The sequence below is a fragment of the Acinetobacter sp. 22301 genome (assembly GCF_052045285.1).
Taxonomy (GTDB): Bacteria; Pseudomonadota; Gammaproteobacteria; order Pseudomonadales; family Moraxellaceae; genus Acinetobacter; species Acinetobacter pittii.
In genome coordinates, this window is sequence record NZ_JBQEOR010000008.1 from 75,907 (window position 1) to 92,425 (window position 16,519).

At 38.0% G+C, this 16,519-nt stretch carries 15 protein-coding genes; 3 read left to right on the forward strand and 12 right to left on the reverse strand.

The window, feature by feature from the left end; all coding sequences use genetic code 11:
• Window positions 1-6: 6 nt before the first annotated feature.
• The 4 genes from tgnB to ACTJJH_RS12960 are packed head-to-tail and all read right to left on the reverse strand — an operon-like array spanning window position 7 to window position 3,372.
• Window positions 7-1,044 carry a flavin-dependent trigonelline monooxygenase oxygenase component gene (gene tgnB / locus ACTJJH_RS12945; RefSeq protein ID WP_001212559.1) on the reverse strand — a complete coding sequence of 346 codons (1,038 nt, stop codon included), beginning with the start codon at window positions 1,042-1,044 and terminating at the stop codon, window positions 7-9.
• Between the two features lie 2 nt (window positions 1,045-1,046).
• Window positions 1,047-1,979, reverse strand: a complete 933-nt coding sequence (gene tgnA / locus ACTJJH_RS12950) for a flavin-dependent trigonelline monooxygenase reductase component (protein WP_032028489.1) — start codon at window positions 1,977-1,979, stop codon at window positions 1,047-1,049.
• Window positions 1,980-2,009: 30 nt separating this feature from the next.
• On the reverse strand, window positions 2,010-2,801 hold the full coding sequence (locus ACTJJH_RS12955; protein ID WP_262728809.1) for an alpha/beta fold hydrolase: 792 nt from the start codon (window positions 2,799-2,801) through the stop codon (window positions 2,010-2,012).
• Window positions 2,770-3,372: an amino acid synthesis family protein gene (locus ACTJJH_RS12960; RefSeq protein ID WP_000420415.1), complete on the reverse strand. Its 603-nt coding sequence runs from the start codon at window positions 3,370-3,372 to the stop codon at window positions 2,770-2,772. The genes ACTJJH_RS12955 and ACTJJH_RS12960 overlap by 32 nt, the downstream gene beginning before the upstream one ends.
• A gap of 152 nt (window positions 3,373-3,524) precedes the next feature.
• Between ACTJJH_RS12960 and ACTJJH_RS12965 the strand changes: the two genes are divergently transcribed.
• Complete coding sequence (locus tag ACTJJH_RS12965; protein ID WP_001049494.1) at window positions 3,525-4,187, forward strand: GntR family transcriptional regulator; 663 nt, start codon at window positions 3,525-3,527, stop codon at window positions 4,185-4,187.
• Between the two features lie 62 nt (window positions 4,188-4,249).
• Window positions 4,250-4,534, forward strand: a complete 285-nt coding sequence (locus tag ACTJJH_RS12970; RefSeq protein WP_001277471.1) for a DUF1330 domain-containing protein — start codon at window positions 4,250-4,252, stop codon at window positions 4,532-4,534.
• Window positions 4,535-4,600: 66 nt separating this feature from the next.
• Here the strand turns inward: ACTJJH_RS12970 and ACTJJH_RS12975 are convergent, their stop codons facing one another.
• Together ACTJJH_RS12975 and ACTJJH_RS12980 are read right to left on the reverse strand one after the other, a co-directional pair.
• A complete protein-coding gene (locus ACTJJH_RS12975; RefSeq protein WP_440601241.1) occupies window positions 4,601-5,245 on the reverse strand; it encodes a glutathione S-transferase family protein in 645 nt (214 codons plus the stop codon).
• Between the two features lie 107 nt (window positions 5,246-5,352).
• Window positions 5,353-5,907, reverse strand: a complete 555-nt coding sequence (locus ACTJJH_RS12980; RefSeq protein WP_440601242.1) for a TetR/AcrR family transcriptional regulator — start codon at window positions 5,905-5,907, stop codon at window positions 5,353-5,355.
• Between the two features lie 828 nt (window positions 5,908-6,735).
• Here ACTJJH_RS12980 and ACTJJH_RS12985 point away from each other — a divergent pair.
• Window positions 6,736-11,412: a hypothetical protein gene (locus tag ACTJJH_RS12985; RefSeq protein WP_440601243.1), complete on the forward strand. Its 4,677-nt coding sequence runs from the start codon at window positions 6,736-6,738 to the stop codon at window positions 11,410-11,412.
• 119 nt (window positions 11,413-11,531) lie between these two features.
• Here the strand turns inward: ACTJJH_RS12985 and ACTJJH_RS12990 are convergent, their stop codons facing one another.
• The 6 genes from ACTJJH_RS12990 to pcaF all read right to left on the reverse strand — a co-directional run bounded on the left by ACTJJH_RS12990 (window position 11,532) and on the right by pcaF (window position 16,518).
• A complete protein-coding gene (locus ACTJJH_RS12990) occupies window positions 11,532-11,780 on the reverse strand; it encodes a hypothetical protein (protein WP_440601244.1) in 249 nt (82 codons plus the stop codon).
• Window positions 11,781-11,907: 127 nt separating this feature from the next.
• On the reverse strand, window positions 11,908-12,291 hold the full coding sequence (locus tag ACTJJH_RS12995) for a PaaI family thioesterase (RefSeq protein ID WP_416698894.1): 384 nt from the start codon (window positions 12,289-12,291) through the stop codon (window positions 11,908-11,910).
• 77 nt (window positions 12,292-12,368) lie between these two features.
• Entirely contained in the window at window positions 12,369-12,974 is a 606-nt protein-coding gene (locus ACTJJH_RS13000; protein ID WP_440601245.1) for a DapH/DapD/GlmU-related protein, read from the reverse strand.
• A complete protein-coding gene (gene paaX, locus ACTJJH_RS13005) occupies window positions 12,961-13,926 on the reverse strand; it encodes a phenylacetic acid degradation operon negative regulatory protein PaaX (RefSeq protein ID WP_000062822.1) in 966 nt (321 codons plus the stop codon). Before paaX ends, ACTJJH_RS13000 begins: the two co-directional genes overlap by 14 nt.
• Before the next feature lie 53 nt (window positions 13,927-13,979).
• Window positions 13,980-15,269, reverse strand: a complete 1,290-nt coding sequence (paaK, locus tag ACTJJH_RS13010) for a phenylacetate--CoA ligase PaaK (protein ID WP_000377864.1) — start codon at window positions 15,267-15,269, stop codon at window positions 13,980-13,982.
• Between the two features lie 40 nt (window positions 15,270-15,309).
• Window positions 15,310-16,518 (reverse strand): 3-oxoadipyl-CoA thiolase, encoded by a 1,209-nt coding sequence (pcaF, locus tag ACTJJH_RS13015; RefSeq protein WP_262728816.1) that lies wholly within the window; start codon window positions 16,516-16,518, stop codon window positions 15,310-15,312.
• Between the last annotated feature and the right edge of the window lies 1 nt (window position 16,519).

The window sequence follows — 16,519 nt, forward strand, 5'->3', positions numbered from 1 at the left end:
TCGCCTCTATGCAAATGCCGGCATAACTTCATTGATCATACGTTCTAATGAGGCTTTTTTGCGTTCAAAGCTCATGCCCGTATCAATCCAGAAAGAATATTCGTTATAGCCCATTGCTTCATAAGCTTTTAAGCGGTCAATGACTTCTTGGGCTTGTCCAATCACATTATTTTTACGCATCGCTTCTGGTGTATAAAAAGGATGTGCAGCAATTTCTTCAACACTTAAAGGTGCAATTAAACCTTGGTTAATTTCACGCTCATTTTTAAACCAAGCGCCGAAGTAGTTATAGAAAGTATTGATTTCATCTGCTGCCAGTTGAGCATCTTCCTCACTATCTGCCACATAGGTATGGCGGAGCAACATAATTTCAGGGCGCTGAATTTCATTGAACTTTTCACAAGCTGCATTGAAATGTCCCATGAGTTTTTCAACTTCTTCGTCACCTAAATGCAAAGGCGTTACCTGTACATTACAGCCATTTTGCACAGCAAATTCGTGGCTATTAGGATCACGGGCAGCAACCCAAATTGGTGGATGCGGTTGTTGAAGCGGTTGAGGTGCTGAGGTGGTTTTTGGAAACTGCCAAAATTCACCGTTATGCTCATAATCGCCTTTCCAAAGGTTTTTAATTGCGGGAATCATTTCACGTAAACGCTGACCTGCACTCCATGCATCCATGCCCGGAACCATACGTTCATATTCAAACGAATAAGCACCACGAGCAATACCAATATCTAAACGGCCGTTGGTAATAATGTCGGTCATTGCAGCTTCACCTGCAAGTTTAATCGGATGCCAGAATGGCGCTACCACCGTGCCTGTACCTAAACGAACATTTTTGGTTTTATTGGCTAAATCGACCAGATTTAAAAATGGGTTTGGTGCAATGGTAAAGTTCATGGCATGGTGTTCGCCTGTCCATACCGCATGCATACCACCACGGTCTGCAATTTGACAAAGCTCAATCATTTCATCATAAAGCTGCTTCTGGGTTTGCTGATCAGAAACACGTTCCATATGCACAAATAATGAAAAACGCATGATTAAACTTCCTCTTTAACGATTTGACGAACTGTACCTGTTGTCTGATTTCCGTAATAAACACCATAAGTTTTCAAATGGTTTTCTTTGCGATAGCGCATCAACATACTTTCTAAAGCGCTGTCTACAAACTCTAACTTCTCAAGGTCATTTAAATCGACAAACTGACCTTTAGTGGCTTGAGCTACGGGTGTGTTGCATAAAAATGAAATATATTGCTGCTGGTTTTCAACGTTTTCATATACAGAGTAAATGAAGTTGGCAGAAGCATCTGGCTGATATTGTGCAAAGATTTTCTCAAGCGCTTTATCGGCACCGTCTTTATCGACCATGACATGCGGAATAGTCCATTTATGATCGGCAGTTTCTTCAAGCAAAATGGTATTTTCATGACCAATAATTGCACTCATCACCACTTTAGGACCAGAGATCACCTCGGCAGAAAGTTTGGCTGGTGTGAAATATCCACCACGATAATAACCAAGACCTGCAAAACCTGTCGAAGCAAAATCTTCAACTTTACCGATTAAAATAGCGTGGTCACCTGCATCAACAACTTGGTAGGTTGTACAGTCAAACCATGCACTGACATGATTGATGAGTGGGTTTTGGCAAGCACTTTTTGTCCATGAAAGATTTGCAAAACGGTCTTCGCTTGGACGAGCAAAAGTATTCGAAACATCTTTTTGCTCTTCTGCCAAAATATTGATTGCAAAATGAGTGGTATTTGCAAAGTTATGATAATTGCTTGATGTCTTGGCAATACTCACTAGAAGTAAAGCTGGGTCCAAAGACACCGAAGCAAAAGAGTTCGCTGTAAAGCCAAGTGGTGTTCCATCTTCTTTACAGGTTGTGACCACCGTAACGCCTGTCATAAATGACCCGAAAGCATCACGAAGTTCACGCATTTTATTGATAGTATCCATTTCACTCATTGTTATATTCCTTCAGCAATGTGTGGCAAATTAAACGCTGGTTTCCAACCACGCTTGCATTGCATTATTCACTTTGTCAGGTGCAGTTAAGTTCACCATGTGACGTTCATTTTCAATGACAATTGCAGTGCCATGCTTTGCCTGTTTTGCCATTTGCACAGCCATTTCTGCAGTTGAATTCGGATCATCCGTTCCGGTCAACACCAAAGCAGGACAAGTGATCTTTGACCAGTCATCTGCATAGGTTTCATCGCCTTGCGCAAAAGCAGAATATGCAGTGGTATAACCAGACAAGTCGACATTTTCGAGCCAAGTTTTTACTTTGGCTGCTGCTATACGCTCGACTTCGCTTTCGCCAAACCAGCGCTGTAGCGGAGTCTCGACATCAATACGGCCTGTTTTTAACTCTTCAGCTCTTTGGATAACTGCATTACGTGCTTGTGTTGTACGTTTATATACACCATTGAGCACTGCCATCCGTTTAACCAAATCAGGACGGGTAACGCTAACTCCTGTCGTAATCAGTGATCCCATTGAATGTCCTGCTAAATTTACAGGTCCTAGATTTAAGGCTGTAATAAATTCGATGGTCCATTCAACAAAATCTTGTAATTTTGCTTCTGCCGATAATTTGGTGCTTTGACCATGTCCCGGCATATCCACTGAAATTACATGATAATGTTTAGAAAAATATTCAATTTGTGGATACCATGCCGCAGCTTGCATTCCCACTCCATGGATCAGAACCAGAGGCTCTCCTTCGCCTTGCTCAAAATAGTGAGCAATACGGTTATTTGACAGCTGCAGGGTTTTTGACATCATGACCTAACTCTTCCAAATCTTTATAACGATCACCAATACGATGATGTGGTCGACCACCTGTTGCTGCACCAATCACAACAACCAGCTCATCGGCAGCAGGTGCATCTGGAATTGCAAATTGCAATGTTAAGTAATGAGAACGGCGGCCTTCGTCATTTTTATCCATCATTGGAATTAAAATCGGCGCATTTGCTGGGCCACGGGTATTGTTAAATGCCAAATAAGATTTCGCACCAACAGCACTACGGTAAGTATTACCAAAATGTAAGGTGTGGATTAAAGCCGATGCATGTTCAAGTTCTCCATTTAAGCCAACTACTGCACTTTTACCAAAAGCTTCAACAGCTTCACCAGAACCCACTTCATCAAGAATAAGCTTGGTTAAATGCTCGCTTAAGATCGGCGCAATGCGGCGAATTTCCGGTGTTAGGTTTTCTACATAACCTTGCCCTGCCCACGGGTTTTTAATGACCGCTGCGGCTGCCACCATTTTTAAAGGCTTTGCGGCTTCTTTGCCGCCATCTACATAAGTGGTTTCTACATGAAGCACTGTTTTGCGTATGAGTTCCATTGCTCTTCCTTGCAAGTAAATTATCTTGTCATTCGTATTATGGTATACCATAATACATACTGAAAAAAAAGCAAGAGTTTGCTATGCTAATTTTTATTGAAAAACATGTGATGAAACTCAACATGTTAAAAAACAGGAAAATTTAATTATTTATGAATCTTAAAATTGAAAACCCACCCGTAACATTACGAGAGCTGTGTTTAGATAAAGTGCGCAATGCCATTATTACAGGCTATTTCCCTTCGGGAAAAAGACTGGTTGAAAGAACGTTATGTGAAGAACTTGGCGTGAGCCGTTCTGTGGTTCGCGAAGTGATTCGTTATTTGGAAGCAGAAGGTTTAGTTGAGATTTTGCCCAATAAAGGCCCTATTGTTTCGCTACTTAACTGGGACATCGCTTCACAGATTTATGAAATTCGACTTTTGTTAGAGCAAAGTGCTGTGGTTGACTGCACTAAAAACCTCGATGAAAAAACTGCTGAAAAATTAAAGCTTCTATTAGAAGATCTTAAAGCTGCTTTTGCTGCCGATGACATCAATCTGATTATTGCGACCTCAACCCAGCTTTATCAAACCATCTTTACTACAGCAAACCATCATATTGCGTGGGAAGTGGTGCAACGCTTAAATGGCCGAATTAGCCGTCTTCGTGCCATGACTATGAAATCGACAAAGCGTGAAATTTCAGGTTATCAACGTATTAAAAATATGTGTGAAGCTATCTACCTTCACAAAGACCCTGAAAAGGCAAAACAAGCGGTTGCTGAACATATTGCCGAAGCTGCTGCTGTCGCAAAAAATATTTTAGATGCATGAAATCACAAATTTTAGGAAAAGGTAAATAAACCTTTATTGAATGAATTATAGGGAAATACGATATGTCTGCTTACTGGATTGCTCATGTCACCATTCATGATATGGAACAATATAAACAATATATGGCCACTGCTCCGCAAGCTTTTCAAAAGTATGGTGCCAAGTTTCTTGCGCGTGGTGGTGCCTCAGAAGTTTTAGAGGGACAAGAGTTTGAACGTCACGTGGTCATTGAATTTCCAGATATGGAAACTGCACGTGAATGTTATTTTTCACCTGAATATCAGCTTGCCAAAAGTAAACGCCAAGGCTGCTGTGATGTCATGGTGAGTTTTGTTGAAGGGATCTAAATTGCTGAATTGATTTCTCAACTTGGGAAATCAATTCTATTTTTAAGTGCTTAAGGCCATTACGTTTTAGACATTGGTCTGTTGATGAAGATTTTGTTCAATAGACATGGCTTTTTTCCAACTTTCTAGGTTTTCGAGACCTTGTACATATTGCTCAATATTGAGATATTTTGATCGAATATTTAAAGAATTAATTAGACCATAGACTACGAAACCAATCATAAAATCTGCACCCGTTAAGCAATCCCCTACTAAGAATTTTTTGCCAACTAATTGTTGATCTAAATATGAAAATACTTTATCCAACTCAGTATGCGCATATTGATCCAAGAACTTTAATTGAGTGCCATTTTTTAACTCAATCGAATTAAAAATATTTAATAAATATGGAACCATAGCCGAACTTTCTGAAAAATGAACCCATTGTAAATAATCAAGATAACTGTCTGAATCTTTTGCGGGCATAAGTTGAGGAGCAAACTTTTCAATCAAAATTTCTACAATGGCACCTGATTCAGCAATTACTTTTCCATTAAGTTCAATCACAGGCGATTTTCCTAAGGGATGAATATTTTTTAATTCTTGAGGTGCAAGATTTGTAGTTTTATCTCGAAAATAACTTTTTAATTCATAAGGTTGATTAATTTCTTCAAGTAACCACAGAATGCGAAATGAGCGTGAAGCATTTAAATGATGAAGAATAATAGACATTAATTTTCTCTTTTAAACTAGAAGGTCAACAAAGTAAGGCCTCACTATATAGATTAGTAGACGACCGGTCTAATATTTTTTGTTATCAGCCCAGCATTTTACATCACCTACCTAAACTGCATAAAAAAACAATCCAACATCTTTTCCCGATCAATTGCCCCATCTGAACTTAAAAGCTGAATGATTGCGCCCTCAATCATATATAAAAATAGTTTGGCATCCTGAAAAGTCGCATCGGTTTTTAGTTTTATAAGCTGGCTATAGATTTCATTCAGTAGCCATGTGCGATATCTCACCGCGGTTATATAGGCTTTTGGATAACTCAGTTTCGTTTCAAAAATTGCTTTAAATAATAGGTAATACATCCCCTCTACATCGGTATGTAAGAAATAAAGCTGTTTGAGTTTATTGGCCGCGCTTGTGCTTTGGGCATACTCAACAATTGAGACCACTTTTTCTTTTAAACGTTCTTTTTGTACGATTAGACAGATTTCAATAAACCGCTCTTTTGAATGAAAAAAGTTATAAAAAGTCGCTTTGGTAACTTTGCATTCTTTCACGATTCGATCTACCCCAACGGTATGAAAGCCACGATGGTGAAATAAATCAATCGACTTGTTGATGACTTGTATGGCACGGGAAGAAAGCACTAACTTTGGCATAGTTTTACCGTTATAAATTCTTGTTGTTTGTAAATGAGATAAAAAGCCTGTGCCCTTTTTGGGAGAAAAAAGGCACAGCAAAGCCGTAAAGACTGTGCTTGGCACATCTCAAATTTGTTGTTGCTAAGTTTTAAGTAAAAATGACTTTAAGCCTGAAAACCTTAGGGCATTCAAGCTGCTTTAAATTTTTAAGCTGTGTCGTTATAGCTTTTGGCACTCGGTGCCAAGAAATAATGGATGTGCAAAGCCAACTCCTTTTTATTGGGAGTTCTGCCAGACATTTATAGAATTATGGTGGCAGAACGAGAAAGGGTTCGCGGACTGGTGAAAGATATAACCAGCACACCCGAAGGTGTCCCTCTCCCGTCCTACCGCAACGGGAGGAGACGAGGAGTTCACGCATAAGACTATCCCTCAGACGGAATAACTCTGATGCGATCTTTCATCACGGTCCGCGACGACCGTCTGGCAATGTAGGCCAGCAGGCAAAGGATAGTGCCCTGTCCTATTGCAGTCAAGCACGCAAAATGCCATTTGTTTTAAATTAAATCATTAGAAAAGTAAGGCTAAATAATGAGTGAGTTATTGTTAAGTGGGGGTTGTAAAGGGTGTTCTCTATTGAACTTTCAGACAGATATTCAAATAACCCATCTCATGCCAACGATGAGGTTCTCAATTAGATTCTAAAAATTCCCACCAAAAGATGGTTATTGATATGTAAAAAATTTTACTAAGCGGAAAAGGTTAATGAGTGATGGGACAAAGTATTGCTATGACTAAAAATTGTTATATATTACTGAATACTAGAGTAAAAATAAGGTTCTACACGTGGCATTAGAAGCAGGTGGTTTTGCTGAGAAACTAGGCAATTATTTTGAAACAAACTGGATTGCCTATCAATTCATAAGACTTCTTGAAGAAAAAATTGCTTATGTCACTGTAGAACCTATAGGTACTGATGAAGTAGGTGTTGATGTCATTATTGGACGTCTTGATGGTAAAACAGAACATCATCAATGCAAAGCGGGAAATGGAAGTAATGAATTTTGGACGCTTTCAGCCTTAAATAGTACAAGTATATTAAAAAATGCAAAGTTCCAGATCGAACAAGGCACTGAAGAGTTTAATCTTGTTTCTCCTTTAACTTGTAAACTAATGTCAGACTTACGTTTAATTGCATTGAATTACAATGGTATACCAAAAGATTTTTTAACTTACCAAATTAACTCTAGTGTAGAAAGACAAAAGGATTTTTCCCAACTATGTACATATCTTGGTTTAGATATTCAACAAGATAGTCATTTGGAACGTGCAATCAGTTTTCTTCAAAAATTTGTAGTGACCAGTTACTCCGAAGATACCTATCAACGGAATGAGCTAATAGATAAAGCTTCTATACTTTTTTTTGATCAACCTATTAATGTAATCAATTTTCTAAAGACCTATCCAGTTGGCTTTAATAGACTTAGACAAAAAATTACAGCTTCTCAACTATTGAATGATCTAAATACTCACGGCTTTACTTTCAAAATTATTCCTAATGATGAAAGAATCACAACTGTTATAAGACAACTTTCAGAAGAATTTGCTAATTCTATTGAACCTCATTTGATTACACACAATGTAATTCCACGCCCAGAAATTAATGAAATTATTGAATCTGTAAACGAAAAAGCCGTCACTCTTATTAAAGCAGAAGCTGGTATGGGTAAAAGTGTTCTCTTACTGAACCTACACCACCAGTTACAAGAACAAAATATCATTAGTATTCCCATAAGACTGGATAGAAAGCATCCTGAAAATAATATAGACCAATTTGGACAAGATCTGGGCTTTCCTTCTTCCCCTATTAGCTGTTTAAAGAATTTTTCAAAAAATCAGAAAGTAGTTATTATTTTAGATCAATTAGATGCGATACGGTGGACAGGATCGCATTCAAGTAATGCCTTAGAAATATGTCGTCAACTAGTAAGACAGCTTCTTAGCTTACGCCAAGAAAAAATTCAAATTAGTATTGTTCTTGCTTGTAGAGATTTTGATGTACAGGAGGATGCAGCCCTTTCAAGTTGGATCAGCAGTCTGACCAGTCACCTTAATAAAATTAGTATTTCCAAATTAGATGAATCAATAGTCAGTAATCTCATTAAAAATTATGAGGTTTATAATTCTCTGACTGAAGAAAAAAAGAAAACTCTTCAGATTCCTTTATGGCTTAATATCTATTTAACAATTGCAGAAAGAATCCAGTCCGCTCCCCAGTTTACAAATAAGTTAGAATTAGTACGGCTATTTAGAGAGAACCGTTTAGGTCTCTTGGAATATAGTCACCATATTTCCAAACAAGATGCGATAAAACTTATCGATATTATTGTTGAGCAAATGTCTCGTAACTCACGTCTAAATGTGAATGAAAATACCTTACCTTTAGGCAATCAAAATACATTACATGCTTTAATTTCAGTAGGACTATTATCCAAACAAAACACTAGAATCAGTTTCAGACATCAGGCTCTTTATGATTATCAAATTGGCCTTAAGCTATTTAATGAGGCTATAACGTCTTCCGAAAATCTAATTCAAATGCTTGGAAACCGTAGCGAACAAACTTTAACTAAGCGCGAGCATTTAAAATATGCTCTCAATCTTTTACTTGAAACAGACCAAACCCTATTCTGCAATAGTATTAGAGCAATAATTTTTAATGAACATATAAGATTTCATTTAAAGTATTTAGCTCTTAATTCACTAAAAAATATAAAAGATTTAAAAAAACCAGCTAAACAATTAATTGATGCAATTATTTCTGAACCTAACTTATTTATTAAATTCTTAAATAATAGCTGTTATGAGAATGTAGCAATTTTATCTTATCTTTCAGAAAAAAAATATTTGAATGACTGGTTAAATAGTCAGGATCCAGAGCTACTGGATATTACTCTAAGATTACTTAGATCAATTGCAGACTATTCCCCAGATCTTGTTCTATCTGAAATGAAACCATTTATAGGGAAGTCTGAACAATGGGATAGATATGTCTATAATACCTTATGCTGGGAAATAGCAAATGACTCAGCAGAAATGTTTGAAGTGCGAAAACAGCTTATACTATCAGGTTGTTATGTCAATTTTATCAACTGGAAAGAGCTTTCTAGAAGAAGTCCTTTAAGAGCCTTAGATCTTATTGAATTAATGTTGGACCATTATAAAGATATTATAGAGATCGACTACTATTCGAAAGAACGTTCTAATAAACCCAAATTCTCTAATAAAGATAACTGGTCAAGTATCGAACTAGATGAAATTATTACTCTCGCTGATACAATTCCTCAAAATATTCTTCAGAAATTACTTGATCACTTAAATAATCTCTTAAGTAGCGATAATAATGAGGAGCAACATTACCAATGGCTATCTAAAAATAATAAATATAATACCAATCCTGTAGCTGGTTTAATTGATGGAATAATTAAATTACTTGAAAAGTCGGCAGAAAAATTAAGTGAACATTCCAATCTTTTATTTGAATTAACTCATATTTACACTAGCAGCCAAAATTTGGTATTCAACCATATATTTGCAAGAATTATTATACATTTATCATTAGATTATTCAGATTTTGTTATCGAATGGCTTTTATCTAATCCTGAAGTACGTTTTAAGTGTGGAAATACTTACAGAGAGCCAGCATGGATATTATCAGGAAAAATAATAGAAAAATTTTCTCCTTCCTGTTCAGAAACTTTATTTCATAAATTAGAAAATAAAATTTTCTTTTTTTCTTCATTTGATTATGAAGAGGTAAAAAGACAAATAAAGTATAGGAAAAGAGGACATTTTCTTCACTACTGGGGTGAGACTCAGTACTTCCTACTACCAAAACTTGATAAAAGAAGACTCTCTCTAGAATCAAAACAAATGATTCAAGTACTTAATCGTAAGTTTGCTCAAACTAGATCAACAGATTTTTGTAAATTTTATGAAACAAAGAGTGGTTGGGTCAGCTCTCCTATACGTGAGGCTAACCAACTTTCAGATAAAGCCTGGATCGATTTAATTCTCAAACCTGCTACACACTTTAATTCATTTAGATTGAAACGTATTAATAGAAATACTCTGGCAGAAGCAAGTATAAATCAATTTTCTAATGACTTAAGTACTGCCACAAAGAATCAGCCCGTTCGATTTTGCCAATTAGCCTTATCCTTACCTAAAAATATAGATAGTCAATATATTGAAGCCTTCTTTCGAGGCATACGTGATTCCAGCTTATCGAATGTTACTGAACAATATCGTGATAGTTGGCAACCCCCTCCTATTGAATTAATTGAGGAAGTATTAGCCCACTTTTCTCTAACAGATGATGGTCACGCCTTAGTTGATTTATTAGCTACTCGTATAAAAATATTATCCACCCAATATATTGAAAAAATTGAATTTTTAGCAATAAATTCAAAGGATCCAATACAAGGTCAGCTTAATATATATAACTCTGAAAAAGGAAATGATCCTAAAGTAATTTCAGCTGAGGAGCTTAGAGGTAATACAATTAATTGTGTAAGAGGTAAAGCTTATTCGGCTATTGCAGATCTCTTTTGGAATGATAAAGAATATGCTTTATCTCATAAGTATTTTGTAAATTTAGCCATAAATGACCCTCACCCAGCTGTAAATATGGCAGCTTTAGAGTTATTGGCCCCTTTATTAAATTACGATGAAGATTTTGCATTCACTCAATTTCTAGACTTGTGTAATAAAGACTTGAGGATGACTTGTGGTTATGAATCACATTATTTTTTTAATAATGGATTTAAAGGTAAATATCAGAACGCTATGGTTTCACTTGTTTTAAATATGCTAAGTTCTGAATATCAAGATGTACGTAAAGAGGCTGCACGTCAAATTTATGCTCGCTGGTACTTTTATGACCTTTTTCAAGATGAAATTAAAATCATTTTTAAAGATAACAGCGTTCTAAAAGAAGGATGCACCTCAGTAGTTAAACAACTACTATGTGATGGGCACGGTGATGAAAATTTAGAAAAACTGCAAACCTCTTTTGAGATATTAGTTAATGACAACAACAAAAATACATTACATTCAATTAGTACTTGCGCTGGACATAATGGGTTTTGGAATAAGACTAATTCAGTAGAGCTATTTAAAATATTTGCTACCTCTAGAGCCGCTCATTTTAATCTATATAGTTTATTTCGTTACTTTGAAAACACAGCTGAAAGTTACAATGTTTATAGTTCATCACTTTTATCACTAGTTATCAATATAACTACCAAATCAACCGATACTAGTGAGTCTCGTAATGCTAATTTATTAGATGCGGAAATAATAAAAGTTATTCAACGTCTTTATGATGAAGCAACCGAGGATGAGGATAGTGAAACTCTTAATATTTGTTTAGATATTTGGGATTATGTCTTTCAGTCAGATGCTTATTCTTCACTAGTTCTAAGAACAATTAACCATATAGAAAATGGTCTTTTAAGTTAAAAAAAAGAGAATATTAATAAAGCACGTAGATTAACACTGAGTAACATTATGCTAAGTTAAACTTAATATAATAGTCAGGGATTAAATTTTCTATATACCCCTGACTACAGTGAAATAATTTATCTTTCTTTATTAGACTGCGATACTAATGAAGCAGCTAAAGTCTTAGTCGTGTCATTATATTTGTCGCTCTTTAGCACTCTAGATGCTTCCGATTCCATTTTATTTCCCGTTTGTTTAGTGGAATGTGTTTGAGATAAAGCTGATCCAGCTAACTTTTTCTGAATTGCTGAGGAAGATGGATCTCGCAGTACTTCTGATGCCAATTTAGCAACTTTATTAGAAGTTTGTTTTGAATTTTTCGACATAATAAAAACCCCATAGTTAAGAAGTTTACATCATATCTAAGCTGTTAAATTGATCAATATATGAACGACTCAAACTGTCGTACTAGTTAAGTTTTGCTCTAGCTCTAACTACCAAACTAACCGCACATTACGGCACAAGTCTGTAACACGTAGATGTAAACAAAGCGACTCTATTATTCAGACCATCTGTTATCAACACTTCATAATGGGCGAATTTTTTACTACTCCCGACTTTGGTTGCCGTTGCAAATAACACCCTATCTTTCGCACCACTCATATAGCGAATATCAGCCTGTAGGCCAGTATATGGCGCATCCCCTGCATTACAAGCCATCGCAAAAGCAATATCGGCTAAAGAAAATATGACCCCACCATGCACACCGCCCAAGGCATTCATGTGCTCGTCTTTCACATTAAGCTGACAACGCGCTTCATCAAAACTGCGATGTAGCACTTGTACACCCAATAACTCCGCGAATTGATCAACCGCTGTAGTTTCCATATTTTGCACAAACGTCTCCCTACTCGTGCGAGTATTCCCTAAATGTTATGAATCTATCTGTATTGAAATCGACTGATTAAAAGCCGTTAAACACTATCTTGTTTAATCTGATAGTTTGAAGAACTAAAGTCCTTATAGGTCAGGCGGTCATCCACCTCTGATGTTAAAGGCTGAACTTCTTGCATTGAGTTTAAGCAGCGCTGTGCAAGCTCAATGTATTCTTGCGTGCCTCTGGTTTTCCACTTTTTTTCTTGTTCTGATAAATCACGTGCAACCTTGGCAGGACTACCCATTACCAATACATTTGCTGGAATAACATCTTTGGTTTTGACCAGACTATTTGCCCCAATAATGGTGTTTTCACCAATTTCAGCATAGTCCAAAATCACGCTGTTCATGCCAACCAAAACATTTTTTCCAATGCGGCAACCATGCAAAATTGCCCCATGCCCAATGTGCCCCATTTCCTCAACTAAAGTCACGCTTTGCGGAAAGCCATGTACGGTGCAGTTATCTTGTATATTGGCATTTTGCTTAATGTGAATACGACCAAAATCGGCACGCAATGAAGCAAATGGCCCTACATATACACCCGCTTCAATAATCACATCACCAATTAAAACAGCGGTTGGGTGTACAAAAGCCTCTGGGCTAACGACTGGAATAACACCGTCAATACTATAACAAGGCATGATTTAACCTCTCATTTGTCGCCACCAAACCTCCGAAACGGCGCCAATAATGTGCTGTGGCATTTGGCATTGGTCCTTCTGCTGTTGCGGCAACAGACAAGAAGTATTCATCCGCAGGTTCAAATACTTTTTTATAAATATTCATTGATAAAGTTCGTGCACTAATCGCAGGCCAGTCAGTTGGCAACAACTCAAGCGGTAATGCAGGGTCTTTCAATAAAATCCGTCGATAATAATGAATCAGCAAAGTTCGAATTTGAAAGGCCTGAACTGGTTCGAGTTGTTCGTTTTCCTGCATGAGCAACACGCCAATTTCTCTAAAAATATCGAGAAACTGTAAATATCTTTGGCGTAATTCATCGATGGGCCAGTTGGTTCTGAGCATACGCCCAATGGTATCGACCGAGTTATTAAAGAGCTGCAATGTTTCGGCTTTAAACACTACCACTTGCTCACTCATATTTAAGTCAACCAACAAGCGTTGCAGTTCAATACGGTTACACCCCGGATAAGCCATTAAGTTTGTCGAAATATTGGCAAATCCTAACCATTCGAGTTCTTTCTTTAACAACGCTTTATTTTCAGTGTCGAGGCTAGACATCAGAATAAGATCCCAATAATGGTCCCACTCTTTCATCTGGTCGTTATAAATACGTTGCTCGGCTTGCAAATAGGTCGAACGGCTCGAATCGGTAATTCGATAAAAACTGGTTCTGCCGATTTTGTCTGAACATAACCAATCATTTTTAACTAAACGAAAAACAGAGGTTCTTACAGCGCGGTCATTAAAACCAAACAGCTCTAATAACTGAATCAGGCTTGCAAGACTAATATTTCCACCCCGATGAAGTACTGAATCTCCAAAAATTGTCGAAATAAGCGAAGTTCCACTTAAGGTTTCATTCTTTACAACAGAATCAATTATTTGCTGTATTTTTGCACTCATACTCATGTCTTGGCGTTTAGTTTCAGGGTATAGATTCTATACCCTGAATGATCTTGATGTTAAGCAATCTGACGCATATCGATTACCCGCTTTGCCTTACCTTCCGAACGAGGTAAGGTCGCTTCTGTCACAACTTCTACAGTAACGCTAATCCCAATCATGGTTTTAATGCGTTTCATCAACTCCTGAGCAAGTTGATTGGCCTGTATAGTACAGTTATGACACATCTCTGTACGAATATGCAAAGTATCCATATGGCCTTTTTTAGTCACCAAAATTTCATAATTTGGAACTAAATGTGGAACTTGCAAAATTTGCTCTTCAATTTGAGTCGGGAAAACGTTCACACCGCGAATAATCAGCATGTCGTCGCTACGGCCCACAATTTTATCCATCTTACGCATAGCCAGATTTTCACCCGGTAGTAAGCGGGTCAAATCACGAGTACGGTAACGAATAATCGGTAAGCCTTCTTTGGTAATGGTGGTAAAGACGAGCTCGCCAAGTTCGCCATCTTTACAGACTTCACCTGTTTCAGGGTTAATAATTTCTGGGTAGAAATGATCTTCCCAAATGGTTAATCCCTCGCCCTCACCCAAGCACTGCATCGCAACGCCCGGCCCCATTACCTCAGACAAACCATAAATATCGAGTGCTTTAATATTGAGGCGTTCCTCAATTTCACGGCGCAGTTCATTAGTCCATGGCTCGGCACCAAAAATACCGACTTTTAAAGAGGTATTACGTGCAGTACCAAATTGTTGCTCGAGCTTTTCAATAATACTCACGCAATACGATGGCGTAACCATAATTGCAGTCGGTTTAAAGTCTTGAATAAGCTGAACTTGCTTTTCAGTTTGCCCGCCAGACATTGGAATAACCGTTGCACCTAAGCGCTCGGCACCATAATGTGCGCCTAAACCACCTGTAAATAGTCCATAGCCATAAGCCACCTGAACCATATCTTTCGCGGTTAAACCTGCCATGCGTAAGCAACGCGCAACAATGTCCGACCACGTATTAATATCTTTTTGGGTATAACCCACCACCGTCGGTTTACCCGTTGTACCCGATGATGCATGTAAACGCACAATTTGCTCTTGCGGTACGGCAAACATCCCAAACGGATAGTTGTCTCTTAAGTCTTGTTTGGTGGTAAATGGAAACTTTGCCAGATCATCTAAAGTCACGAAGTCATCAGGATGTACACCTGCATCATCAAACTTTTTCTTATAGACCGGACTATTTTCATATACAAAAGTCAGGGTTTGTTTTAACCGTTTCGTTTGCAGCTCTCTAAGCTCTGCAAGTGTTAATTGTTCAACATTATCCGTTGTAAGGCTGTCCATCGCCTATCTCCTCATTATGTAATTTTTAAAACCGTCTAAATTAATTTAAGTTTTCCAAAATCAGTGCAACGCCTTGTCCAACACCTACACACATCGTGCAAAGTGCATAGCGTCCACCGCGTTTTTTTAGCTCACGTGTTGCGGTAATCACTAAACGTGTACCACTCATACCGAGCGGATGTCCTAACGCAATCGCACCACCATTTGGGTTCACGCGTTCATCGTCATCTTTTAGGCCAAGCTCACGCATACAAGCCAAAGATTGGGCTGCGAATGCTTCATTCAGCTCAATCACATCCATCTGATCTAGCGTTAAACCTGTTTGCTTTAAAATTTTCTGCACAGCCGGAACAGGACCTATACCCATATATTTGGGTTCAACCCCTGCACTTGCAATGCCAATCACGCGTGCTAAAGGTTTTAAACCATGTGTATCTGCAAATTCACGGTTGGTAATTAACACACATGCGGCGCCATCATTTACACCAGAGGCATTTCCGGCAGTCACCGAACCACCTTCTTTTCTAAAAGGCGCTTTTAGCTTCGCAAGTGCTTCAAGTGTCGTTTCACGCGGATGTTCATCGCGGTTCACCACAACCACGTTTTTCTTACGGTCTGTAATCTCGACAGGCAAAATCTCATCGTTAAAGAAACCATTTTGTTGTGCCGCAGCGGTTTTTTGCTGACTACGCAATGCAAACGCATCTTGGTCTTCACGACTAATCTGATATTTTTCAGCTACATTTTCGGCTGTTTCGGGCATGCTGTCGGTGCCGTATTGTGCTTTAAGTTGCTTATTTACAAAGCGCCAGCCAATGGTGGTGTCATAAATTTCAGGTGTACGGCTAAACGCTTCGGTCGGTTTAGCTTGTACAAATGGCGCACGGCTCATTGACTCAACACCACCTGCCAATACAAACTGCGCTTCACCAGCCTTAATTGAGCGTGCTGCAAGGCCTACTGCATCTAAACCCGAAGCACATAAACGATTGACGGTCATGGCTGGTACTGTATCAGGTAAGCCTGCTAACAGTGTTGCCATACGTGCAACGTTACGGTTGTCTTCACCTGCTTGGTTAGCACACCCTAAAAACACTTCGTCTACCGTATTCCACGGTAGGTTCGGGTGTTTATCTTTTAAATATTTGATGGGCAATGCAGCTAAATCATCTGCACGTACAGCACTTAGGGCACCTGCATATCGTCCAATTGGGGTACGAATAAAATCGCAAATTAAAATGTCTTCCATG